The organism is Streptococcus sp. IMAU 99161, assembly GCF_014435245.1.
Classification (GTDB): domain Bacteria; phylum Bacillota; class Bacilli; order Lactobacillales; family Streptococcaceae; genus Streptococcus; species Streptococcus lactarius.
This window is the reverse complement of record NZ_JAAPAW010000011.1, coordinates 484,007-507,569: the sequence shown is the minus strand read 5'-3', so window position 1 is coordinate 507,569 and position 23,563 is coordinate 484,007. Positions and strand designations below refer to the sequence as shown.

The 23,563-nt window shown below is 40.5% G+C and carries 23 protein-coding genes; 8 read left to right on the top strand and 15 right to left on the bottom strand.

Features of this window, described 5'->3' with window-relative positions:
- Positions 1–8 precede the first annotated feature (8 nt).
- From HA044_RS08000 to HA044_RS07970, 7 genes are all read right to left on the bottom strand, one after another.
- A complete protein-coding gene (locus HA044_RS08000; RefSeq protein ID WP_187540666.1) occupies positions 9–1,748 on the bottom strand; it encodes a TcaA second domain-containing protein in 1,740 nt (579 codons plus the stop codon).
- 66 nt (positions 1,749–1,814) lie between these two features.
- On the bottom strand, positions 1,815–2,921 hold the full coding sequence (locus HA044_RS07995; protein ID WP_187540665.1) for a DUF6574 domain-containing protein: 1,107 nt from the start codon (positions 2,919–2,921) through the stop codon (positions 1,815–1,817).
- A 123-nt stretch (positions 2,922–3,044) separates the two neighbouring features.
- Positions 3,045–3,329 carry a rhodanese-like domain-containing protein gene (locus HA044_RS07990; protein ID WP_187540664.1) on the bottom strand — a complete coding sequence of 95 codons (285 nt, stop codon included), beginning with the start codon at positions 3,327–3,329 and terminating at the stop codon, positions 3,045–3,047.
- A gap of 20 nt (positions 3,330–3,349) precedes the next feature.
- Positions 3,350–3,841 (bottom strand): prolyl-tRNA synthetase associated domain-containing protein, encoded by a 492-nt coding sequence (locus tag HA044_RS07985; RefSeq protein WP_187540663.1) that lies wholly within the window; start codon positions 3,839–3,841, stop codon positions 3,350–3,352.
- A gap of 12 nt (positions 3,842–3,853) precedes the next feature.
- Positions 3,854–4,438 (bottom strand): uracil-DNA glycosylase family protein, encoded by a 585-nt coding sequence (locus tag HA044_RS07980; protein WP_187540662.1) that lies wholly within the window; start codon positions 4,436–4,438, stop codon positions 3,854–3,856.
- A gap of 52 nt (positions 4,439–4,490) precedes the next feature.
- The gene (gene pepV / locus HA044_RS07975; protein WP_187540661.1) at positions 4,491–5,897 is read right to left on the bottom strand and encodes a dipeptidase PepV; all 1,407 of its coding nucleotides are present in this window, start codon (positions 5,895–5,897) and stop codon (positions 4,491–4,493) included.
- Positions 5,898–5,933: 36 nt separating this feature from the next.
- Entirely contained in the window at positions 5,934–6,539 is a 606-nt protein-coding gene (locus tag HA044_RS07970; RefSeq protein ID WP_187540660.1) for a nitroreductase family protein, read from the bottom strand.
- A gap of 288 nt (positions 6,540–6,827) precedes the next feature.
- Here HA044_RS07970 and HA044_RS07965 point away from each other — a divergent pair, with 288 nt between their 5' ends.
- The 7 genes from HA044_RS07965 to HA044_RS07940 are packed head-to-tail and all read left to right on the top strand — an operon-like array spanning position 6,828 to position 13,834.
- Positions 6,828–8,411 carry a helix-turn-helix domain-containing protein gene (locus HA044_RS07965; protein ID WP_262407555.1) on the top strand — a complete coding sequence of 528 codons (1,584 nt, stop codon included), beginning with the start codon at positions 6,828–6,830 and terminating at the stop codon, positions 8,409–8,411.
- Between the two features lie 37 nt (positions 8,412–8,448).
- A complete protein-coding gene (locus tag HA044_RS10035) occupies positions 8,449–8,862 on the top strand; it encodes a GSCFA domain-containing protein (RefSeq protein WP_262407557.1) in 414 nt (137 codons plus the stop codon).
- Between the two features lie 58 nt (positions 8,863–8,920).
- On the top strand, positions 8,921–9,289 hold the full coding sequence (locus tag HA044_RS10030; protein ID WP_262407554.1) for a hypothetical protein: 369 nt from the start codon (positions 8,921–8,923) through the stop codon (positions 9,287–9,289).
- A complete protein-coding gene (locus tag HA044_RS07955; protein WP_187540659.1) occupies positions 9,270–10,355 on the top strand; it encodes a hypothetical protein in 1,086 nt (361 codons plus the stop codon). Before HA044_RS10030 ends, HA044_RS07955 begins: the two co-directional genes overlap by 20 nt.
- Positions 10,356–10,357: 2 nt before the next feature.
- Positions 10,358–11,563, top strand: coding sequence for an acetyl-CoA carboxylase biotin carboxylase subunit family protein (locus HA044_RS07950; protein ID WP_187540658.1), 1,206 nt, complete (start codon positions 10,358–10,360; stop codon positions 11,561–11,563).
- On the top strand, positions 11,560–12,675 hold the full coding sequence (locus HA044_RS07945) for a biotin carboxylase (RefSeq protein ID WP_187540657.1): 1,116 nt from the start codon (positions 11,560–11,562) through the stop codon (positions 12,673–12,675). The genes HA044_RS07950 and HA044_RS07945 overlap by 4 nt, the downstream gene beginning before the upstream one ends.
- The gene (locus tag HA044_RS07940) at positions 12,659–13,834 is read left to right on the top strand and encodes an MFS transporter (RefSeq protein ID WP_187540656.1); all 1,176 of its coding nucleotides are present in this window, start codon (positions 12,659–12,661) and stop codon (positions 13,832–13,834) included. Before HA044_RS07945 ends, HA044_RS07940 begins: the two co-directional genes overlap by 17 nt.
- A gap of 108 nt (positions 13,835–13,942) precedes the next feature.
- Here the strand turns inward: HA044_RS07940 and HA044_RS07935 are convergent, their stop codons facing one another.
- The 8 genes from HA044_RS07935 to hemW form a co-directional block, all read right to left on the bottom strand.
- Positions 13,943–14,785: a metallophosphoesterase gene (locus HA044_RS07935; RefSeq protein ID WP_187540655.1), complete on the bottom strand. Its 843-nt coding sequence runs from the start codon at positions 14,783–14,785 to the stop codon at positions 13,943–13,945.
- Between the two features lie 10 nt (positions 14,786–14,795).
- Positions 14,796–16,631, bottom strand: a complete 1,836-nt coding sequence (gene uvrC, locus HA044_RS07930; protein WP_187540654.1) for an excinuclease ABC subunit UvrC — start codon at positions 16,629–16,631, stop codon at positions 14,796–14,798.
- Positions 16,632–16,696: 65 nt separating this feature from the next.
- Entirely contained in the window at positions 16,697–17,671 is a 975-nt protein-coding gene (locus HA044_RS07925; RefSeq protein WP_187540653.1) for a CPBP family intramembrane glutamic endopeptidase, read from the bottom strand.
- The gene (locus HA044_RS07920; protein ID WP_187540652.1) at positions 17,668–18,288 is read right to left on the bottom strand and encodes a TIGR01906 family membrane protein; all 621 of its coding nucleotides are present in this window, start codon (positions 18,286–18,288) and stop codon (positions 17,668–17,670) included. Before HA044_RS07920 ends, HA044_RS07925 begins: the two co-directional genes overlap by 4 nt.
- Positions 18,281–19,051, bottom strand: a complete 771-nt coding sequence (locus HA044_RS07915; protein ID WP_187540651.1) for a TIGR01457 family HAD-type hydrolase — start codon at positions 19,049–19,051, stop codon at positions 18,281–18,283. The genes HA044_RS07920 and HA044_RS07915 overlap by 8 nt, the downstream gene beginning before the upstream one ends.
- Positions 19,052–19,738 (bottom strand): hypothetical protein, encoded by a 687-nt coding sequence (locus HA044_RS07910; protein WP_187540650.1) that lies wholly within the window; start codon positions 19,736–19,738, stop codon positions 19,052–19,054.
- Positions 19,728–20,483 (bottom strand): acyl-ACP thioesterase domain-containing protein, encoded by a 756-nt coding sequence (locus HA044_RS07905; protein WP_187540649.1) that lies wholly within the window; start codon positions 20,481–20,483, stop codon positions 19,728–19,730. The genes HA044_RS07910 and HA044_RS07905 overlap by 11 nt, the downstream gene beginning before the upstream one ends.
- Positions 20,484–20,486: 3 nt before the next feature.
- The gene (gene hemW, locus HA044_RS07900) at positions 20,487–21,617 is read right to left on the bottom strand and encodes a radical SAM family heme chaperone HemW (RefSeq protein ID WP_187540648.1); all 1,131 of its coding nucleotides are present in this window, start codon (positions 21,615–21,617) and stop codon (positions 20,487–20,489) included.
- A gap of 317 nt (positions 21,618–21,934) precedes the next feature.
- Here hemW and HA044_RS07895 point away from each other — a divergent pair, with 317 nt between their 5' ends.
- Positions 21,935–23,458: an ATP-binding cassette domain-containing protein gene (locus HA044_RS07895; RefSeq protein WP_187540647.1), complete on the top strand. Its 1,524-nt coding sequence runs from the start codon at positions 21,935–21,937 to the stop codon at positions 23,456–23,458.
- Positions 23,459–23,563: the final 105 nt, after the last annotated feature.

The following is a 23,563-nucleotide window of genomic DNA, read 5'->3' as shown; positions in this document are numbered from 1 at the left end:
GGGTTCTCCTATGATTCTTTTGTGACGACAATATCTGTAATCACATAACTAGCTCCTACTTTTTTCAAAGTATAGGTCTTGTATCTACGGTTTTGTGAATCTGGATGGTTATCCGTGTAATGCACTGTGAAGTCTTCATAGGTCTTGATCGTGACAACACCATTTTCCTCGGTTACGCTTTGAATATCCAAAGCTCCTGGAGTATAGTAGTCAATTTTGGCCTTCCGAACTCCATCACCAGTTGTGAATTCAACCATTTCTTTGTAAGCTTTGCTTTGAGTATCATAATACTTAGAATAGGTGTTGTTACGGTTTGATACGGAACTAAAGACAGCGTCACGGTATTCTTTCAAGAACTCTTCAGCCAAGGTCCGATTTTGCTCTTCTTTAGCATCCTTGGCCTTTTTAGCATCCTGAGCACTCTTAACTCGTTTGGCAGTATCTTTGGAAAGTTTCAATTCAATTGGATCATTTTCATTCTCTTCAACTGTTACTTTGCTTTCTTCCGTTGAATAGGTTTCCCCATTCATATTGAAGACAGCATGGACTTCAATTTCTTGATAAGGAATGCAGTCTACTTCAAAAGTTGTACTGGTGCCCACTTCTTTGCCATTGACAATAACTTTAACATCTGTAGGATTTTCTACTTCATCTGGAAATTCAATCTCAAAATTGCGTTTTTCCGAATTCATCAGCAACTCAATCTCGTTTTTGGTAGCCTTTTTCGGATCAAAATGGATTTTCGTTGATACATTACCAACTTCTGTCTTGGCTGTTACTTCCATATCTGTCTTGCTGTAATGAAGAGAACCAATGTCTGTTACCCCTTCTTTTTTCAAAGAAATAGTTTTACTGCCAACTTTTAGCTTGGCTTGATCTAGATTGGTTTTCACCTTAAATTGAATTGGATAGTTCGCAACACGGTATTCTTGGAAGATCCCAAATTTTTTGCCTGCTTTTTCCAGACCAAAAATCTTGTTGTTAGATTTATCCTTGTAGACACCTACGCCGCCATCATCAATGATTTGGTTCAACTCATTACCGATATCAATCCCTTGATCGGCCATACTGGTGATGAAACTTTCTGCTTCATCTTTTGTCCACTTGTCCGATCCAGTCGAGAGCAATTCGGCTGCTTCGCGATAGTCCTTGGTATCCACGGCCTTGATAAATTTATCAGCTGTGACTTCTACACTGGTCGTAGAACGGAAGTACATGAAGGCTGCGACTAAGGCAATCACCAACACAGAGACGGCAGAAATGATCCAAATTTTCTTTTTGGAAAGTTTCTTTCCACTCTTTGTTTTCGGTGCTTTTTGCTTCTTCGGTGAGACAGGTACACTCTCAGCTGTGATAAAAGATGGAGTTGGCTGTGGTGTCGTGTACTCCTGAGTTTCTTGCGCATAATCAGTATACACTTCTTGCTCAGCAGCTGGAGCCGTCACATATTCAAAGTTTTGGCCCTTGGCTGCAGCAAATTCATCTGGACTTGGCTTGCGTCCATAGGTTTCTTTAAAGTGCACCAACCAAGCTTGTCGAGCTGCAAGAAGTGGATCAACCTTTTCTTCTTCGACTAATGGTTCAGCTACTTCTTGCGCAGAGAAAACTTGTGTAGCTTCTAAATCCTTCCCAGCAATAGACTGAATTTGTTTCAAATCAAATCCAGATTCTTTACCAGCCATAAATTCAGCTGGGGTTGGCTTACGCCCGATCACTTTTTCAAATAATTCAACCCATTTTTGTTGCATGGATTTCTTCTCCCTTATTATAAAATAGGGAAAGTGGGTCCCCCCACCTTCCTCTTTGTGATATGATTAGTATCCTAAATTACCCAAGTCTCCAAAATTTGGAGTACTTGGAATAGATCCCATAATAGCTTGTTCCAAAATTTGACGATCCAAGTATACAACAAGGCCTGCAAAAACAATTAGAATCGCAATGGATGCTACAAGTAATAAGAATTTATCTGCTTTAAATTTCGTTTTGTTCAAGCCTTGATAAACTACATACAAGGCTCCAATTGTGAACAAGAAGAAGACCAAGAAGTTAAGGAATTTATAGAATTCAAAAGCTTTTACAAGTCCAACTAAGAAAGCAAATAGTGAAATAGGCAAGGTGTATACAGACAAACGTCCAAACTCTTCAAATGAACGGCCGTATGAATATTCTTTATCTTGAAGAACGACACGACGGATAAAGAAACCTGCTACTTGGTAGGCATAGATATTGAAGTAGACCATGATCAAGATGATGAGAAAGGCACGGAAATCAACACCATAACCACCTGTATAGGCACTTGCAGTAAAGAAGGTAGCCAAGGTCATTACAAAAGCAGTGAAGACGTATTGTAAAATACCATTGAGCGCTTTTGGTTGATTTACAGCAGTTGGGCGTTTCAAAGCAGAAACAAACCAACTCCAGTAACCACCAACTGCCACACCAAATTGACTAGGTTGAGCAGGATAAGGTTGACCTTGATAAGGGTTTTGTTGGTAGCCTGGTTGAACCGGTTGTTGATAAGCTTGTTGTGGAGCTTGTTGGAAAGCAGGACCATTGGTTGGAGCAGCTTGAGGAGCTGGTTCTTGTGGTGCTGCAGTATACTCAGGGGCTTGTGGGGCAGCAACTGGTTCTTGAGGTGCTGCGACAAACTCAGGAGCTTGTGGGGCAGCAACTGATTCTTGCGGTGCTGCGACAAACTCAGGGGCTTGTGGGGCAGCAACTGGTTCTTGTGGCGCTGCGACAAACTCAGGGGCTTGCGGAGCTGCAACTGGTTCTTGTGGTGCTGCGACAAACTCAGGGGCTTGTGGTGCTGCTACTTCTTCTTGGAATTCACCCGCAGCAAGAGCTTGAGCAATTTCCTCTGCACTGGCAGAACGACCATTTACGGCTTCGAAATAATCAAGCCAATCTTGTTTTGACATAGTTAATCTCCTTATAAATAGTTAATACAAAGGTATTATACAAAATTTTTACTTGGTTTTCAATGAAAGACTGGAAATAGCCTGCAATATCTCCTGAAAAAAATTGCAATCTATCACAACTTTCTAATCTTCCAAGGCATTCATGCCCCCTTGCACATTGGTCACATCATACCCCTTCTTTTCTAAAAAGAGGCAGGCACGGGCTGAGCGTTTGCCCGATCGGCAAATGACATAAAAGGGTTGGTTCTTATCTAGTTCTGAATACCGTTCTGCTAACACTGATAAAGGAAGCAAGGTCACTCCATCCAGATGACGGGCATCATACTCTTCCTGCTCGCGGACGTCGAGGACTTGGATTTCTCCCGCCTGGTACTTTGCTAAAAAGTCATTAAATGATATTTCTTTCATGATTTCTCCTATAGGGTAGTTTATAGTAGGGTTAGAATTTCATAGTTAAAGCTAATTGACTCTAAAAATCGGAACAAGTCTTGGGTTTTAATAAAGATCGTTTTTTCATTGGTATTGGGATGGAAGGTCATGATCTCCTCTGACACAATGTCTTTATCGAAATAGACTCGAATATCTTTATCTTCATTGTTTAATAAACCAAATGGAGAAACCGTTCCTGGCAGTAATTTCATTTTTTCAGCTAAAGAATCTGCTGAAGCCATGCGGATCCGGTTGGCTTCCACTTGCTCTTTGAAATCATCCATATCCAATGGTTTCCTGTCATCCATGATGAGCAGATAGTATTGGGTTTTCTTTTTGTTGGTCAAAAACATGGACTTGGTCCGGACCCCTTCGAGACCTTCAATATAGCTATCTGCCTGCTCTGTCGTGAATGCTGGTGGGTGTTCCACCACATCATAGGTAATCCCCAACTCTTGCAACTTTTTAGCCACTTGTTGATAAGCCTCCACAGTCTTTCTCCTTTATTGATGAATAATCTTCTGCACCAATGCTTGCAATTCTGGCACTACTTCTGCCTCAAACCAAGGATTCTTTGCCATCCAAATCTGATTACGAGGAGATGGATGCACCAGTGGAAAATAGGTTGGCAAATAGTCTTTAAAATGATGAACCCGTTCGGTTACCTTGCCGCTCACCTTTTCATGAAGGTAGTAAGCTTGGGCGTATTGGCCAATCAAGAGAGTCAACTCAATATCTGGGCACTCCTTGAGAAGTTGAGGGTGCCACTTTTCCGCAAAGCCTTTGCGTGGTGGCAGATCACCTGATTTTCCATGCCCTGGGAAATAAAAGTCCATAGGAATGACCGCAAACAGACCAGAGTTGTAAAAGGTGTCTTCGTCAACTCCTAACCATTCGCGCAGGCGGTCACCACTCTTATCCTTCCAGTAAATTCCCGCTTCTTGCGTTTTCAAACCAGGTGCTTGACCGATAATATTGATGCGAGCAGTCCTTGGTGCTGCAAAGAGTGGCTCGATTCCTTTCTCTGTATATTCTTTGTTTTGAGGGTCTGCCATAATGGCTTCTTTAATGGTTTCAATGCTTGACATAGGTCCTCCTTCTATGGAAAAACTCAGCCAGAAAAACTGGCCGAGTAGTGGATTATTTGATTAGTTCATAAATGGCTTCTGCGTAAATTGCAGCCGCACGATAGAGATCTTCAACATCTGCGAACTCATTGGCTTGGTGCATGGTATTGACATAGTCTGGGAACATGGCACCAAAGGCAACTCCACGTTTCAAGAGGCGACCAAAGGTACCTCCACCGATCACTTGTTCGTGGCCTTTGAGACCTGTTTGTTTTTCATAAACACGCAAGAGGGTAGAGACCAATTCATCATCCATTGGAACATAGTGAGGCGTGTGACCATGGGCTGACAAGCTCACCGTAGCCACTCCTTCGATCTTTTCAAGGATCAATTTGATGGTTTCAGGATCTGTCCCTTGAGGGTAGCGAACGTTCAATGCAATGGTGTTGTCTGCTTGGCTTTCATCAAAATGGAAGACACCTGCATTCATGCTCAATGGTCCCATCTTGGCATCTGTATGGGCAATGCCTAATTTTTCACCCGCAAAATCTTCGTGAAGCAGCGAAGCCGTTACATGAAGGTAAGCCTTAGCAGCGCCACCAAAATTAAATTGGTTCAACAAAAGCGCTAAGTAGGTTGCACCATTGATCCCATCTTCAGGAGTGGATCCATGAGCAGATTTCCCAACGATCGTAACGGTATAAGTTTCTTCATCTACTGTTGAGATTTCAAACTTGAGCTGGTGTTCCTTGGCAAAAGCATCTAAGAAACCAGCAAGATCAGGGAGTTCTCCAGAAACGACTGCAGTCGCTGATTCTGGCACCATGTTTTCACGAAGGCCACCTGTAAAGCTGTGAAGTTTCGCCTTTCCAGTGTTGTCATTTCCAAAATGAAGGTACTCCGTGATGTTTCCTTTTTCCCCATTGATAATTGGGAATTCCGCATCTGGAGAGAAGCCAAAATCTGGCTCAGGAAGTCCGACATGTTTGAAATAGTAATCCATGTCGCCCCATCCTGATTCTTCATCCGTACCGACAACGAAGCGCACGCGCTTAGAAACAGGAAGTCCTAGATCTTTAATGATCTTCAAGCCATAGTAGCAAGCCATTGTAGGCCCTTTGTCATCAGATGAGCCACGCGCGTAGAGCTTGCCATCGATAATTTCTGGTTTGTATGGATCGGTCTTCCAACCACTACCTGCAGGCACGACGTCCATATGGGCAAAAATACCAAGCTCTTCTTCTCCTTCACCAAAGGTAAAGTGACCGGCATAATTGTCCACATTCTTGGTTTCATAGCCGTCACGCTTGGCAATTTCCAAGAATTTTTCAAGAGCTTTTACAGGACCAGGTCCAAAAGGATGCTCTGCATCTGCCTTACTGTCATCGCGTTCCGAATTGATTTCCAAGAGGCTGTATAGGTCAGCCATCATCTCATCGCGACGTTTTTCTACTTCTGCTTTAAAGTCAACTTTTGTCATGAATTCCTCCTCGAGCTTTCTAATTTTCCCTTTAGCTTAGCGTTTTTCGATAATTTCATCTACCGGTAAGCGATAGCTTGGCTCTACTTTTTCAGCCGCATAGCCAACTGTAATCAAAACCTCCGGACGGAAACGCTCTTCGATGTCCAATACTTCATTGATTTTTGATTTATCAAATCCCAAGATAATATTGGTTCCAATGCCTTGGTCTGTCAAAGCCAACACTAAGTTCATAGCCACAAGACCGGCATTCAAAGCCAAGTAATCGCTTGTCTGTTGGGCATCATAGCGCGCAAACTCAGCAGGAAGACTTTGCATAAAGTATTGCAACTGCTCATCTGTGAAGTTTTTCACCCCACCGACACGCGCAATCTTGCGAGCCCGTTTTTGCAAATCAGTATCTGTAAAGAGGGCGATGGTCACAGGTGCTTCCATGACTTGTTCGTAGTTTGGACCATAGGCTAATTTTGCCAGTTCTTCATTTTTTTGACGAACGACCACAAATTTCCAAGGTTGGCTATTGTGAGCACTTGGAGCTAAGGTCGCAATTTCGATAGCTGTCCGTACATCCTTTGGATCGACCGGTTGGTCAGTGAAATGCTTGATCGCATGGCGTTTTTTATTGAGCTCTAGAAATTTCATAAGCTTCTTCCTTTTCTATTTCGGTTGCCTCTATTTTAACACAAAATGAAAGAGCTTGCAGAGTTTTACAGCCTAAGATTTGAATATAGTCAATTATTAAAAGAATTTGATTAAATTTCTTTTAACAATATCTATTAATTACATTCGAGGTTTTTGAATGCAAACATCTCGTATAGCGAAAGAATATCTGATCTTAATTTGCAGCTTCGCAACAAATTGTTTCATGAATTTTATTGAAAATAAACTTCATGCGAGTATAATGAAAACTAAGTTAACACAAGAGAGGTAATGTTTATGATTGGTGACTTTTTAAAACAGCGTAGATTAGCAATGGGGTTTACTCAAGAATTTGTAGCAAATCAATTAAAACTAAGCCGACAGGCTATCTCAAACTGGGAAAATGGCTCTCGTGATATCAATGTTAAAGACTTAATAGCCTATGCAAAGCTACTAGAAATATCCTTCGAAGATTTAGAAGTTAGTTTAAATCAACCAAGTGCTTTAACTAAAGAAAGCATATCTAAAATAACAGATGGCGTTGTACCCAAGCATTTTAATTTAAAATTACAAAGACAAGAGCAGACTGAAGCTACCAGCACTCAAAAGCTTCACGTCAAAATCGAAGGAGATAAAGTTATCGGCGTTCATATTCTATTATCTTGCTTATTTTTGAATAAAAACAAGTTAATAATCAGAAACTGCCCTACTGCCTTTGATTTTCTAAATATACTCTATGAATTTGGAAAGAATGAGTGGTCTGATTCTTTCACCTATGAAGATACTATCGAGGTTAGCTCTAAAAGGATGCCTACAGATATTACATCTCTCAATAAAATTAGTCGAGCTAGCATTGGTACTATAACAGCTTTAACTTATCGCTATCACCATCTTTTATTTGCATTTCCTGGAGGAGACGATTTTTGTTTCAGACCTATTGACTTACACCTTGATATTCTCTCCACCGTAGCGAGCTATACCTATCAAGAAAAGAATAAAATCTTTTATTCTGAGAAGAATGACTTGCTAAATAAAAATATATCCTTAAATTGTTACGCAGATGGAAGTAAAAGTGTTGGAGCTTTTTTCAATGCTATTAGTTTAGCTTACTTTTATCCAAATGAAATAAAAATCAACGGTCTTTCTCCAGACCCTACTGTATCCTACCTCATTTCTTTGTTAGAGTCCGCGACGAATCGAACCGTCCAATATTTATCACCAGACAAAATTTTAATCCCTAAGGTAGACTCTATCGAAATGAAAAATACTGAAATAACGTTACCTCCCGATATGACTATGTTTGTTTCTTATGTCTTGCTATTCTGGGATGAGATAGAAAATATCATTTTTGACAATGTATTTATCAGAGATATTCCTCAAAGTTACATTGACCTTTTTACAAAATTAGGTCTAAATATCATTGAAGACAAACACACAATTCAGTTCAAAAAAACATCTCAAATAGAGTCCGAGTACTTTGAATTTTTACGTTTAGGTGCTGCACCATTTATTACAAGTGATTTAGGTCCTATTCTATCAGAATTTTTAGCCTTTCACAATATATCATCCATCCTATTTGATGAAGTATTTATTCAAAGAACCAATCATATTGCAGAATTACACAAATTGGGAATTAGAATAAAAGTTTTGAGTAACGGTGCATTAAAAACACAAGACAAACTATCAGATATTGACACAACTTTAAAAATGTATCATTTAAATGATACATGTGCAGGTATGGCTATCTTGATGGGAATCATTCAAGTTCATCTTGATAAAGTGATGCTATCAAATTTTGACACTGTTCTTCACGGATTCGGAAACATACAAAAGGTATTAAGTTCATTAGGATATAAAGGAGAGATTTATGGATAACCTACACTTTTACTCATCAAAGTAATCTACGAAATTTCTGACATATCTTCCCAAGACAACTTGTTTCTTAGGTGCATGCACTGCTCAAAATCTAGCCCTTGGAATTAACTATTTTTCCAACAGTCAAATTAAAACTTTTTCTCCTTATGATACCATTTTTAATGCACCATCCTTACTAAAGGATTTAGAAATCATTGCATTTGAATTGAATCATCATATCTTAATAGATACCAAACAAAAAGTATTTTACGATGAAGTTCGTTTTTGGAATCGTTCAGAGAGTTTTAAAAAGGTCATAAACGAAAATTTACAGATTGATACTTGTGTTAAGAGAGCAATAACTGAATCGGATTTACTAATCGTCTCTCTCGGATCCGTTGAAATGTGGTCTAAGTCTGAACACATAATGGACAGACTTCCAAAAAAATCAGTTTTTCAACCCAGAGATTAAAAATGTTTATCTATCCTCCGACGATATTCTTAACTTTTCTAAGGAAATTATGCGAATCGTGCACCTTATCAATCCTGGCATTAAGATTCAATTTTCAATCCCCTATGTACTTCTTAAAGCTTCTGAAAAATTTCAAAATCTTCATTTAGCTACAACTGAAAATTATCGGATTATCAAAGATGCTATTATGGAATTAGGGTACGACTACTACTTTCCTGAATATGAACTATTCAAATACTATGTTGAAAAAAATAATCATCCTTTCCAAGAGGATGGAAGGCATCCTTCTGTAAAGCTAATTGCAGATGTATCTAAACACATTGTTAAAGAAATTAACAAGGATTATCTATTAGATACATCCAACAAACCATTTGCAATCAACAAAGTCGATAGCCGAGGTAAAATCAATGGTAAAGAATACTTATAGTGACGATTTACAACGTATCTTTAAAGCTCAGACTCTCCCATCATCGCCTTTGATAAGAGAAGAAAAGAACTTATTTACTTTTTCACCCATTCAAGATGAGCTAGAATATTTTAAAGAAAAGAAATATGGTTTATATATAAAAGAACAAGTTTGTTTCCGAAATGTCTACCCTGCTAACTTAGTAAACCCTATCTCTACCCCATGCCAAACTTTAATTAGTTTATTTTCATTCTATGAAGAGAAATATGGACAAATTATTGAAACTTTTATTACTAAGTTTTTAAATAAATGGATTCCTTTTGATGATATTTACATTATCTGTCCCAACATTACTGATGCTCTTGAGCAACTGTACAAGGTTACCAACCATATTATCGAAATTGATAAAGAACGTCTACGATGTGATGTTCCCTTGTCTGGAAATCACTACTACATTAAAATTTGCGTCCAATACCATAACGGTCTAGTGACTCTGGCAAATTTTGTACTGATAAATTATCAAGGAGGACTTCAATCACAAATAGACAGTGTTCTTTTCCCTTTAAGATTAGATATGATTCGTGAACAGGCGAAATCTATTTACGAGTCGCAAGATTTTCTAGCCATCTACAATAAGTTATATAAATTTTCTAGTAGTCATGAACTGACGCATTTTTTCATCAGTCAACTAGAAGCTTTAACCATTTTATTCCCGGAAATTGGAACATTTGGCAATCATAAACACAGCTATGCTCTAAAAAAACTAGCTAGAGAAATCTTTTTGGAATGTGATATTCATAATATCTCACTAGAGGACGTCTTAAATGAGTTTCCAACGATTAAAATCGAATTGCTAAAACAGTACAAGGAATATTCTCGGAATATCAATAAAGCATTAAAGAAAGTCAAAAAGAGTAGGGATACAATGGGGGCAGATTATGCCTATCAGACATTAGGTATTCCTTATAAACTCTACAAAAATCAAATTGACCCTACTTATAAACTACCTGAGTTGCCTAACAACTTTGCTTATTATAGAGATTACCATAAAAATCGCTATCAAAATCCTATAGAAAGTTATAAATAATCATGTCAAAATTACTTATTTTACACCCATATCGTGAAACGTACACCGATATTTATTCCTGCCTATCCCAAAATCATCAATACACTATCCTAATTGATGATAGTAAAAGTGATTCATTTGAAACGAATAAACCAACCAATGTCACTTTAGTTACTACCCAACATTATCCTGAAAAGAGAAAAGAAACCTCACAAGGAATCCTACAACAATCTCATTTCGATGCAATTGTTGCTTTAGATGAGTTTGACATGGTATTGGCTGCAGAATTACGAGAACAATTTCATATTAAAGGACAATCAGTCAGTCAAGCTAAAACCTTCCGTGATAAGAGTAAAATGACACAGAAAGTTAATGAACTAGGTTTTAAAATCCCCCATTCCCGGAAAATCTCATCTTATGAGGAATTGAAAAACTTTTTCAAAGAATATGAAGATATTATTCTAAAACCTTTGGATGGAGCTGGTTCTGTTGATACTTTTCATTTAAAGAGAGAGACTGATTTGGTTTCTTTTCATTCTGATCATTTTTGGAAGGACAAGACTTTCCTTGTTCAAGAATACATCTATGCAGATGTCTATCACATAGATGGCTTTGTTTATCAGGGAAATGTCATCTACTGTGAACCGTCCCAATATATCTACAATCCCTTGTTAATTAAAGAAGGAATTTCAGCTGCGGGAGTTTCCTTGGATCACACTTCAAAACATTTCAAAAAACTTGTTGATTACGCCTCTGAACTGTCTAAAAAACTCTACCCAGACGGAACATTTCTTTTTCACTTAGAAGTGTTTTACGATGGACACGAAATTATTTTTTTGGAAATTGCTTCACGCATTGGCGGAGCACGAATTCGTCAAAATTTACAATATAAGCTCAATCACAATCCACTAGAACTTCTTTTAAAAGCTATTTGTGATGATTCCTTACCTACAATTCCGAAAACATTCCCTGTCACTGGCTGGCTTCTAACAGCAAAAAAGAAAGGAATCATTAAACAACTCCCAGAACTAACTGAAACTATCAAAAAACAATATTCAATTTTTGATTACACAACTTACACACAAGTTGGTAAACAGTTAAATGATGCCTTTCATAGCGCGGATGCTATTGTCGGCTTCTCTTGCTATGGTTCAACATTCCTAGAAACCAAGAAAAACCTTCAAGGAGCTGAAGCTTGGGCGTTAGAAAATACGAGGTATGAGAAATGAAGTATTTTATTTATCGCTTTTCTCCTGCAAGTATCGGTATACAAGCACAAAAAAATTTAAGTATTGTTTGCCCTAATAAACAAAAAGAAAATTATCTCACTTTAGGATTTTCAAAAAACCAAATTTTTGGAATAGATGATTTTAGCCAGCTGAACCTCCTTCTTTTTTTCAATAATATTCAAAACATTGAAGATATTTTTACACTAGACGAAGGATTAATGCACATTGTTGGTGTGCTAAAATCCTTTTTCACTTTAGAAAAAGAGGCTTGGAAAATCTCCTATGCCTATAAAGATAAAAAGTTCATGCGAGAACAATTAGATGGTCGTGTTAACCAACCTCAATTACTGGATCCAAACGCTCCTCTTCCATCAACTTTTCTTATCAAACCAAGATGTGGAGCATCCGGGAAAGACATTCATATTGTATCTAAAATACCAGAATATTATCGAAGCGAAGATTTTCTTCTAGAAACACGAAAGGATTTTGATACGATGTTTACTTGTGATGGGATAGCGGTAAATGGAAAAATCCAATTCTTTTTCACACATGAATATGTAGGAAATATTCTAGACGTTAAAACAACCTTCATCAATATCATCCGTACTAACTCCCGCTATAATGACTCCATTTTCATTCAACGATTACAAGCTGAGACCCAAAAAGTATTGGACTGTCTTGGAACAGAGAAGATTCACCCTTTTCATGCTGAATTCTTTTATAACTCTACTAAAGACGAGTTAAGCTTTTGTGAAATCGGAAAACGATTTGGCGGAGGCAATATTCCACTACTCATAAAGTCTGCTTTTCATTTTGACATACTAGATACTTACTGGAAACTAATAAATTCAATTCCTATACAAAAAATAGTTTCTAAATACCCATCCAAGATCGCTGTAACTATAGCTATTTTTCAAAACAAGCATCATCAATTACCTCCACAACTCCCTGTTCCTTTTGAGTTTTTCAGAGAATATCCTGAAAATATAGGTTTCACTGCTCAGTCTCTAGATGATTTACGCTATCTTATATCTTGTAGTACTAAGGATGAGAAAGAATTTACTACTGTAAATAATTTACTTAAAGGATACACAAATGAACAAAGAACATAAAAATATACTATTACTAATAATACGTGGACAAACAACTAATTTTGGAAATATTATATTTGATTATGCTAATAAGCTTTTAATTGCTAACCTTGCTTCTAGATCTTCGTTTTTTATGATGATCTATCAAAGTACTGAGTCTGTCATTCAATTAATTTTCAACTTATTTGCTGGCTACGTTGCTGATTTTAGTGATAGGAAACGAATGCTAATAGCAACCGATTTAATTGCTGCTACTGCAACCTTTTTCCTCTTTCTATTTTATAGCCCACAAAATATCTGGGCATTAATTGTCGTCAATATATTATTAGCGATTCTATTTAGTTTTAATGGTCCAGCCTATAAAGCTATTATAAAAGACTTGCTCTCAAGTGATGGAATTTTGACATATAACTCTTTCTCAAAAATTGTAGCTGAGATTGTTAGTGTTGGAGCACCACTCGCTTCAGTATTTGTCATCCATCAGTTTGGATTCAAGTATGGTATGCTCATCAACTCACTGTCATTCTTAGTTTCCGCTTTATGTGAGTACCATTTCCATATACAATATCAGCATGAGAACATCCAGTCAAAATTTTTTTCCGGTATAAAAGAAGGCTTTTTATACCTTTATAAAGATAAAACGCTCTTAACTATCTTAATTACTGCCTCATTTCTTAATTTTCTTGATGCCATTTACGCTTTCTATCTTCCATTTACATCAAGCTTTTCTGACTTTCATAATATATTTGCCTATATTCTTGTAGCACAATCTATTGGTAGTATTATAGGAGCATTGATCATTAGTCTAGTGAAGAAAAAGATCGAATTGAAACACTTTCTTCATTTTTTATTACCAGGTGCTATCTCCCTAATGTTAATTAATAGTTTAAAGTTTTCGCAAGTGATTATATTGATTTTATTTGCTATTTTTTCAACAACAGTTGCTATGTTTAACGTCAATCTCATGTCTCACCTTCAAATATCTATTGATTCAAACTTTTTAGGGCGTATCTTCAGCATTATTTTTACTATTAGTGGTCTCTTTGCACCATTCGGAACTCTTTTCGCATCTTGGATAGATATTAAAAGTTGGCAAATATTTCAATTAATAGGGATTGGCCAATTAGTGATCTATCTTGTAAGTTTATTGTTTATTAATCTTAATTCAGAAAAATCATAAATTTATTTTCATTATATTTTGCAATTATTATTGAATAGAATAGCGATATAAAAAAGCGGACATTTGTACATCCGCTTTTTTGATTGGTTGAATACACAAGAGACCCACCTATGATTCATTGGAAAGATTGAAATAGGCAACTACTTCTTTGGCATAACCGTATTTCTCAATAAAGGAAGCCAGCAACTCATTGTTATGACCCCGATAGTTATCCTCGCGTCTCAATTCTTCGTACATCTCAATAAAAGGAAGGCCCTTGTCCTTGGCATCTTGGAGCTCTGCTTCATAGTCATAAGCCACCTTCCGAAATTGCAGGTTGGTCACCCCATCTTCTTCGACATCGATCAGTGCATACTGAGCTCTGTGGTTTTGAATTGGTTCCCAGTCAAAATAAGGCATGCCAATAGTCCCTGGATTGAGAATCTGCTGGCCCTGACTGCCATAGCGAAGCAACTGCTTGTGGACATGACCGTAGATGGCCATATCTGTCTGGTCATCCAGCAGTTGATCAAAGTTCTCCGTAATATTTGCTGGATGCAAGTCTCTACCATAATTCTTTTCTGGCAAGTTGTGGGTCAGTGAAAAGCGAATGCCGTTGACCTCCTTCTTCTCCATTAGAGGAAGCGAACGAAGCCAATCAATCCGCTTAGGATCCAGTCCCTCCATGACATACTGAGTGAGACGAAGCATTTGGATCTCCTGCGGATCCTCGAGCCCGTACTCACCATCCAAAGCCTCTAGGACACAATCGTCCCAATTTCCACGAACAGCTGCTGTAATCGGAATCGCATCAAGCAAGTCAAAAAGGTCCTCTCTTCCTGGACCTGGTAACAAAATGTCCCCTAAAAGCCAGTATTCCGTCGCGCCTAGAGCACGCGCATCCGCAATCACTGCCTCCAGGGCTGTCGTATCTCCGTGAATATCAGATAAAATGGCAATTCGATGGTTCATTATAAACTCCTTATGATTGGTATGGTTCAGAATCCTCCGCCACTTCCATCAAGGGACTTGCTTCTTCCTGCTTTCCTTGATGGAGCTTGATCTGCACTGCCTCCGCGACTGCTCGTGGGATGCCGACTTCAACGATCTCATCTACAGTGGCTTCTTTGATCTTGGTCAGTGACTTGAAGTGTTTCATCAGTAACTGCTTGCGTTTTGGTCCCAAGCCTTCGATACCGTCCAACTGGGAGGAGAAGGAATTCTTGGAACGAAGCTGGCGGTGGAAGGTGATGGCGAAACGGTGGACCTCATCCTGGATCCGTTGCAGGAGGAAAAATTCCTGCGAGGTGCGCGAGAGTTCGATGACTTGGAGAGGATCGCCGAAGAGTAATTCATGCGTTTGGTGCTTGTCATTCTTTTGCAGGCCTGCGATGGGAATATCCAACCCCAACTCGTCTTGGATGACTTGCTTAGCAATATTGACTTGCCCCTGTCCCCCATCGATGACGATCAGATCTGGTGGCGTCAGGCCATCCCTCATGACTCGGCTGTAGCGTCTGCGAATGACTTCCCGCATGCTGGCATAGTCATCTGGCCCGACGACAGTCTTGATCTTGTACTTGCGATAGTCTTTTTTGCTTGGCTTCCCATTGACAAAGACCACCATGGCAGAGACCGGACTGGTCCCCATGATGTTGGAGTTGTCAAAAGACTCAATCCGCACAGGCGTTGGAATTTGCAGGAGTTTTCCAACGTTTTCAATAGCACCTTGGGTCTTTTCCATGGATTTTTCAAGGAGATTGAACTTCTGCTCCAGACTGACACGCGCATTCTTGATGGCCAGATTGACCAACTGCTTCTTCTCCCCTCGCTGGGGTTTGAGGACCTTGGTATCTACAAGGGCCTTGACCGCTACCTCATCGATATCTTGAGGGATCAGGATTTCATTGGGGATCAGGTGAGATTTCTCCTGGTAAAACTGCCCTACATAGGTCAAAAAATCCTCGTCTGGATCATTGTAGTAAGGAAAGAGATTGACATCCCGCTCGATCAGCTTGCCCTGACGGACAAAGAAGACCTGCACACACATCCAGCCCTTGTCCACGTAGTAGCCAAAGACATCCCGGTTCTGCAAATCCTTGGCCATGACCCGCTGTTTGGTCCGCAGAGTCCCGATAGCCTGGATCAGATCCCGGTACTCGGCCGCCCGCTCGAATTCCATGTTTTGCGCAGCGGTATTCATCTTGAGCTTGAGCTCATCGATAATCTTGTCATCCTGCCCCTTAAGGAAATCAGAAACCTCCTGGGCCATGCCCTTGAAATAGGCCTCGTCCTTGTGGCAGACCGTGTGGGCCATACACTGGCCTAAATGGTAGTAAAAGCAAACCTTGGAAGGCGGATTGGTACACTTGCGAAATGGGAAAATCCGGTCCAAAAGTCGCTTGATCTCATTAGCAGCCCCCACATCTGGATAGGGACCGAAATAGAGGCCACCATCTTTTTTGACCTGGCGTGTGATGATGAGGCGCGGATAGCGCTCATTGGTAATCTTGATGAAGGGATAGGACTTATCGTCCTTGAGCATGATATTGTACTTGGGCTTGTTCTCCTTGATGAGGTTGATCTCAAGAAGCAAGGCCTCAATATTAGACTCGGTGACGATAAACTCAAAATCCACAATCTCAGATACCAGCGCTTCCGTCTTGGTATCGTGGCTCCCTCTAAAATAGGACCGCACCCGATTGCGAAGATTCTTGGCCTTCCCCACATAGATGATGGTACCGTTCTTATCTTTGTGAATGTAACAGCCCGGACTCGTCGGCAGAAGCTCGAGCTTGGATTTAATCAAGTTGTTCATACTCTCTATTATAGCAAAAAAGAGAGGTGTTAGCCTCTCTGCACTATTCATACATACTTAAGACCTTAGCCCTTGAGATAGGCTAGCCGGAAGATTGGAACCACATATGGAAGGATGGACATAAAGATCGTAAATAAGACGAAGAACCAGAACCAGAAGGAAGCGAGCGAACGCTGGAAGACTCCTGGTTGCGGTTTATTGACCTGAATGTAAGCCTTAATATCTGTCCATTTGGTCGCAAGAACCACAAGTATGACAATGGATCCGATAGCCAAGACTCCAATTTGTAACCAATTTGCCAATCCGTCATCTACATGATGGGCGACATAAAAGAGACCTTGCGAAATCACAAAGTTATTGAAAATGTGATAGAAAATCGCCCACCAGATGCTGTATTCAAAGGCAATGTAGCCAAATCCTAGCCCGATGATGCTTGCAAAGAAGAGCTGGTCAAAATTGGCATGGAAGAGTCCAAATAAGATGGCTGTCATGGCAATCGCAAAGACTTTGCCGTAGCGCTCCAAGCCTCGCAAACCGGCTCCACGGAAGAAAAACTCTTCTGTAACTGGGCCTAAAAATCCTGCGTACAAAAGCATAGTCCATGAACGCTCAATAGAATTGCCTATATCTGTAGACGAAGAATGCAGACCAATCGTTTCAAACATGCGCTCGATTACTTGCGTCATAATAGAGGCAAAGACTTGAGAAAAGCCTAGAAAGGCTAGGAAGATAAAGAAGACAGGAAGGGTCATCTTGCGTCCCTTCCGTTTGAGGTCAAATTTAAAAAGGGCCTTTTTTCGGTAAGCATTAAAAAGAAAGAGACCAATTGCAATAGCAATAAAGTAGGGAACTCCGGCCCAGACATCCATTTTCTCTAACACCTTACTCGGATCTTTCCGAAGCGAGCCAAATAGGACCATTCTAAAGAGAGCTCCCCAAATCAAACCTACCATGGTCATAATAAAGAGATAAATGGCTAGTGTTCCGGAATACTTTCCTAGATCTTTTTTAGGGTCTAATAATCGATTGTATTGGTTCATTTGGTTCTCCTAGATAATAAATAAAAACTCGCACAAATCCCTTCATATAGAACAAAGAAAATCAAAAAGGCATGCATAAAGTAGTCTTCGGGTAGAGCGAGGATAATGGAATCCACGCGCGGGTCAAAGAGCCAGGTAGTATCCCCAGCAAATAGGACCTGATGAAAGAGCGTAAAAAATTGATCAAATCCAATGAAAACAGCCAGAGCCGCAAATAGGATCGGAAAGACCATCATCCAAAAGAAGAGACTTCTATACAAGGCCAGGTAGCCTTTTTTGACGACTGTCCTCATAAACTGGATAAAACCAGGTAGAGTAACCAAGAAAACGACCGTTACCAAATGAAACAGGTACTTGACGGCCTCAAAATGGTGCAGTCCATTTTTTGAAGAGGGGAATTGAGGCATCTTCAACACCCATTGAAAAGGATTAGTCAAATAGTTCATCAAGACATTGAAATTCTTCATGATGACTGAAGCCGAAAAACCAGTCCGACTTTGGATTCCCAACCAATGGATCTCCAGTGGATAAATGGCCCATGCTAGTCCAATGGTGAGAAGGATGGCAGCTGACAAGATAAAGAAAACTTGGTTGATTGATTTCAAACTTCTAAGCATCAAAATCCCACTCCGCTAAGCTAGAAACGACATGTGTCGGTGCAATTGGTAAGGTTGGCACTTCTTCTGCTTTGGTAAACCCAGTCGTCACCAGAAGGGTCGGAATGCCATTGTCAATACCCGCACGGATATCCGTTAGGTAGTTGTCCCCAACCATGACCACTTCTTCTCTTTCAAGGCCCAAGTGTTCAATGGCCTTATCCATAATGATGGCCTTTGGCTTTCCAATGATCACAGGCTCGACCCGTGTCGCTGCCTCGACAAGGGCAATCAGAGATCCTGCTCCCGGCAACAAGCCGCGCTCTGTTGGAATGTTGAGGTCCGGATTGGTCCCAATAAAGTGAGCCCCTTTTTGAATAGCCAAGGTTGCTTTTGCAAATTTCTCATAATCCACTTGCCAATCAAGTCCAATCACGACATAATCAGGTGCTTCTTCATCTAAGATGAAACCTGCTTCTTCGATGGCGTCTTTGAGGCCTGCTTCTCCGATCACATAAGCCTTTTTGCCCAAATTTTGGTCATCCATGTAGTCAATGGTCGCAAGGGTAGCTGTATAGATGGTCGAAACTGGGGTTTCAATGTTGAAGTGAGTTGCTAACATCTCCCGAACAGTCTCTGGTGTGCGGGTTGTATTGTTGGTCACAAAGAGATAGGGAATCTCACGCGCCTGCAGTTCATGAACAAAAGCTTCTCCTGCAGGAATCCGTGATTTTCCCTTGTAAATGGTGCCATCTAAATCAATCAAATAGCCTTTGTAGTGCATTTATTCTTTCCTTTCTGTCTCTGCTTCTTCTTTCAATTTTTCAGCGTCCACTCGTCCACCAGAACCATACAGAAGTAGAGCACCAGCATAAAGGACAAACTGTAGGATCAAACCAGTAAAATTGATCCCTTGACTTCCCGATTGGGTAAACAAGAAGGAAGCCACCATAAGAATGACAATAGTCACCAAGAGACCAATGACGGTCGCCTGATCCACACTGATTTGATAAACCGTGCGTTTGGTGCTCCGATTTTTCCCGTCAGACTTAGTTTCTGGTTGCAAATTCTCCACAAAATCCGTCACTAAGGTCGCAGCGAGGCTGACTGTTGTGCTAAAGAGCACGCCTTGAGACAAGCGGTGATAGAAATTGGACCAGAAGGATCCTGATTGGCTAGTAATTCCAATCGAGAAGATCATGACCGGTAAAAGAAAGGCCAAGGTGAAATGGATCCAGACCCGATACCAGCGTACATCTTCTCTTAAAAAGCGACTAAAACTATCTAAATTCAAGCGATAGCGGAAAAATTTATAAATTTCCTCTACGAGGATGATGCCCAAAGCACAAAGAGTCAAGAGCCAATCTCCCAACATGTACAAAGGATTCTTTTGACGCTTGGCATAGGCCACAACCCGTTTTTGATAGCTTTCAAGCTCCTGTTTTTTATTTTTTAATCTTCTAGTTTCCATAAGTCCAACCCTTTTCTTTCACTTCTTCCCACTCGATCTCTGCTTGAGCATTGATATGCCCGTCTGAGGTAATTTGGTGCAGTGTCGTTAAGCCCTCTTGTTCATATTGTGAGGTGATGGCACCTCCTGCCAGCACTTCTTTGACATATTTCAGATGGACTTTTTTAGGGACATGGTGGGTTAAGAAGTCTGCTCCCATGACCTCAAAGACCCAGTCCAAGTACTTGCTATTGTTGACATGCCCGTTCATATCCAAATCATAAAAACGAACCAGATATTCTTGCTCTACTCCGCCTTCCAATTCTTTGAAACGAGGTCCACGGAGCATGGTTTTTGAAAATTCGGAGTCAAAAGCTTCTGTAATCTCCGGCATGACAGGGTGAACCTTGCGCGTATCCCGATCCATCAAGACAAAGGTCGACACCATCTCAATGATAGTATTTCCCGCTTCATCCTTGATGTTAAAGGCCCGGTAGCAGAAAAGGCGATTGTGGCTCATGGCACAGGTTTCGATGGTGATCTTCTCATCAAAAACAGGGAGACGATCGATCTTCATATTGTAATCCGTGATAATCCAGACTAGATTGTAGTGCTCTAAAATGTACATATCACTCATCCCCAGCTCAATCGATTGCATGCCCGATACCTGTAAAGACAGCAAGATCAATTGGGGAATCTTAATAAACCCATTGACATCGCTCATATCAAACGGAATTTTCATGCTGTATTCAAATGTTTTTGCCATCTTCTACTCCAAAATAAACTTCTCTGCTACAGTGTCTCCTAAAAAGAGACCTTTCTTGGTCATTCGTACAATGTCCTTGTCAGGGACCAAAAGCCCCTGCTGGGTCAATTCCTCAACCACTGGTCCATATTGTTGGTCAAAATTCACACCAAACTTTTCTTCAAAACGCTTCTTGGAAACGCCTGTTTTCTTACGGAGTCCTAGAAACATCTCTTCTTCCATCATTTCTGTCTGAGTAAGATGTTCTTCTTGGACACGCGCATTTCCCTTATCAACAGCCTGCATATAATGACGGATAGGCCCATGATTCTTGTAGCGAACACCGTTAACATAGCCGGATGCACCAGCTCCCAGACCATAATACTCGGCATTATCCCAATACATGAGATTATGACGACTTTCAAAACCAGGCTTGGAGAAATTGGAAATTTCGTAATGCTCAAAGCCCGCTCGCTCCAACTCCTCAATAATGTATTCAAACATCTCTGCTTCCAACTCCTCTTTAGGTAGAGGAAGTTTGCCCCGTCTCATGCGATTCATAAAGACTGTGTGATTCTCCAGAATCAAGCTATAAAGACTCATGTGGGGAATATCTAGGGCAAGAGCCTTAGCAACATTTTCCTTGACCTGCTCCATGGTTTGTGTCGGAAGCGCGTAGATGAGGTCGATCGAAATATTGTCAAAACCAGCCAGTTTCAGATGGTCGATATTGTCATAAATGTCCTGCTCTTGGTGGCTTCGACCAATCTTCTTGAGCAAACGATTATCAAAGGTCTGAACGCCCAATGAAACCCGATTAACCGGCGAATCCTTCAAGACCGCAATCTTATCCGGATCCAAATCACCAGGATTGGCCTCGATCGTCAGCTCCTCCATCTGAGACAGATCAAGCGACTTGGTCAATCCCTTGAGAAGATACACTAACTGATCTGCAGATAAGGCCGTCGGCGTCCCACCTCCAATATAGAGCGTTCGTAGGTTTGTGATTTCTTCCCGACGAAATTCTTGGATCAAATGCTCCAGATAGGCATCAACCGGCTGGTTTTTGATAAAGACCTTCGAAAAATCACAATAAAAACAAATCTGGGTACAAAATGGGATGTGGACATAAGCGGACGTTGGTTTTGTATGCATACCTTTAATTATACCATAAAATCCTCCCGAGTCCGAAAAGAAAAGGGAATAAGAAGTAAGGAATTCCTTGACAATAACGAATAAAAGGAATAGAATAAATCTAATCATATTCGGAGGTAAGGAGATATGAACAACTAAGTTTCGTTAAATAAAATACTTTATTTAGTGGACTGCTTGTTCTATCTCTTTTTGTGTACCCTCTCGCCTATTTTCCAACCATTTGTTGGCTAAATAAGGTTTTTTCCGCTTGGGTTCCACATGAATACAGCTCTACTAAATAGGTAGAGCTGTTTTTTGTCCCAGTAGAAAGGAATCTTATGCTAAAACTATCCCACCTCACTATCCGACATACAAAAGATTTACGAGATCTGGTTCGAGATCTTTCCCTGACCATTCATGAAGGAGAAAAAGTTGCTATTATTGGCGAAGAAGGGAATGGAAAATCTTCCTTACTTCAGGTCCTCATGTCCCCAAAATCTCTACCAGATTATCTGACCATAGAAGGAGAAATCACCACTTCCTTTCACTCCTATGCCTATATTCCCCAGACTTTACCGGAAGCTTTGAAGGGAAAAACCTTGGAAGAATATTTTTTTGGAGAGGACGAGCTAGACTATGCCACCCTCTACAGACTGGCAGATCAATTGCATTTTAATAGCGACCGTTTTGCAAGCGACCAAATGATCGGAAGTCTATCTGGAGGAGAAGCCCTCAAAGTCCAACTTCTTCACGAACTTTGTTGCCCTCATGAATTGCTATTTTTAGACGAACCTTCAAACGATCTAGATTTAGAGACCTTGGACTGGCTACAGCAGATGATCCAAACGAGTTCCCAAACCATAATATTTATTTCCCATCATGAGGATTTTTTGACTAAGACAGCGGATACCATCATACACCTCAGACAGATCAAACACCGCAAGGAGGCTGAAACCATCGTGGAGCACCTAGGCTATCAAGACTACAGTAGCCAGAGGGAACAACAATTTAAGCAACAGTCTCAGCAAGCGGCCAATGATCAACGAGCCTATCAGAAAACCATGGAGAAGCACCATCGCGTCCGCCAGCAAGTCGAAACCTCCTTACGAAATACCAAAGATAGCACTACTGGACGTCTCCTGGCAAAGAAAATGAAGGCCCTTCTCTCACAAGAAAAGCGCTACGAGCGAGAATTCCAATCTATGACTTCCCAACCCTATGATGAGGAAATCATCAATCTTCATTTTCCTTCCCTCACTCCCTTGTCTCCTCAAAAACGTGTCCTTCTCTTAGATCAGGAAGAGCTTGCAATTGGGGATCGTGTCCTGGTCAAGAACCTCTCCCTCACACTTCAAGGGCAGGATAAGATAGGGATTATCGGTTCCAACGGTGTAGGAAAATCCACTTTCCTAAAAATGATCTGGGATATTTTGGAGAAGAATGAGAGTATCCGCACTGCCTATATGCCTCAAGATTACACTGAACGTCTCCCTCTGACTCAGACACCCGTTCAATTTCTACAGCATTCAGGCGATCGCGAAGAAATCAACACTATTCAATTGCATTTAGCCTCCCTCAACTTTACTTATTCTGAAATGCATCATCCTATCTCTGAACTTTCTGGTGGCCAGCAAGGCAAACTCTTTCTCCTTCAATTAGTGCTTACAAGTCCCCAGTTTCTGCTCTTGGACGAGCCTACCCGCAATTTTTCCCCCACTTCCCAACCTGAAATTCGACGCCTATTCGCAGACTACCCAGGTGGACTGGTCACTGTCTCTCACGACCGGACCTTCCTCAAAGAAGTCTGTCAAAAAATTTATCGTCTGACAGAAAATGGCTTCGTAGAGGTAGAGTCGTTCTAACGTAAAAGAGGCTGGGACAAAAGTCCTAGCCTCTCAATTGTCTTTGGATTGTTAAGCAAGACGCAGTGGTTGAGTGGGCTCTACTACGCTGATTTCATCAGCTTT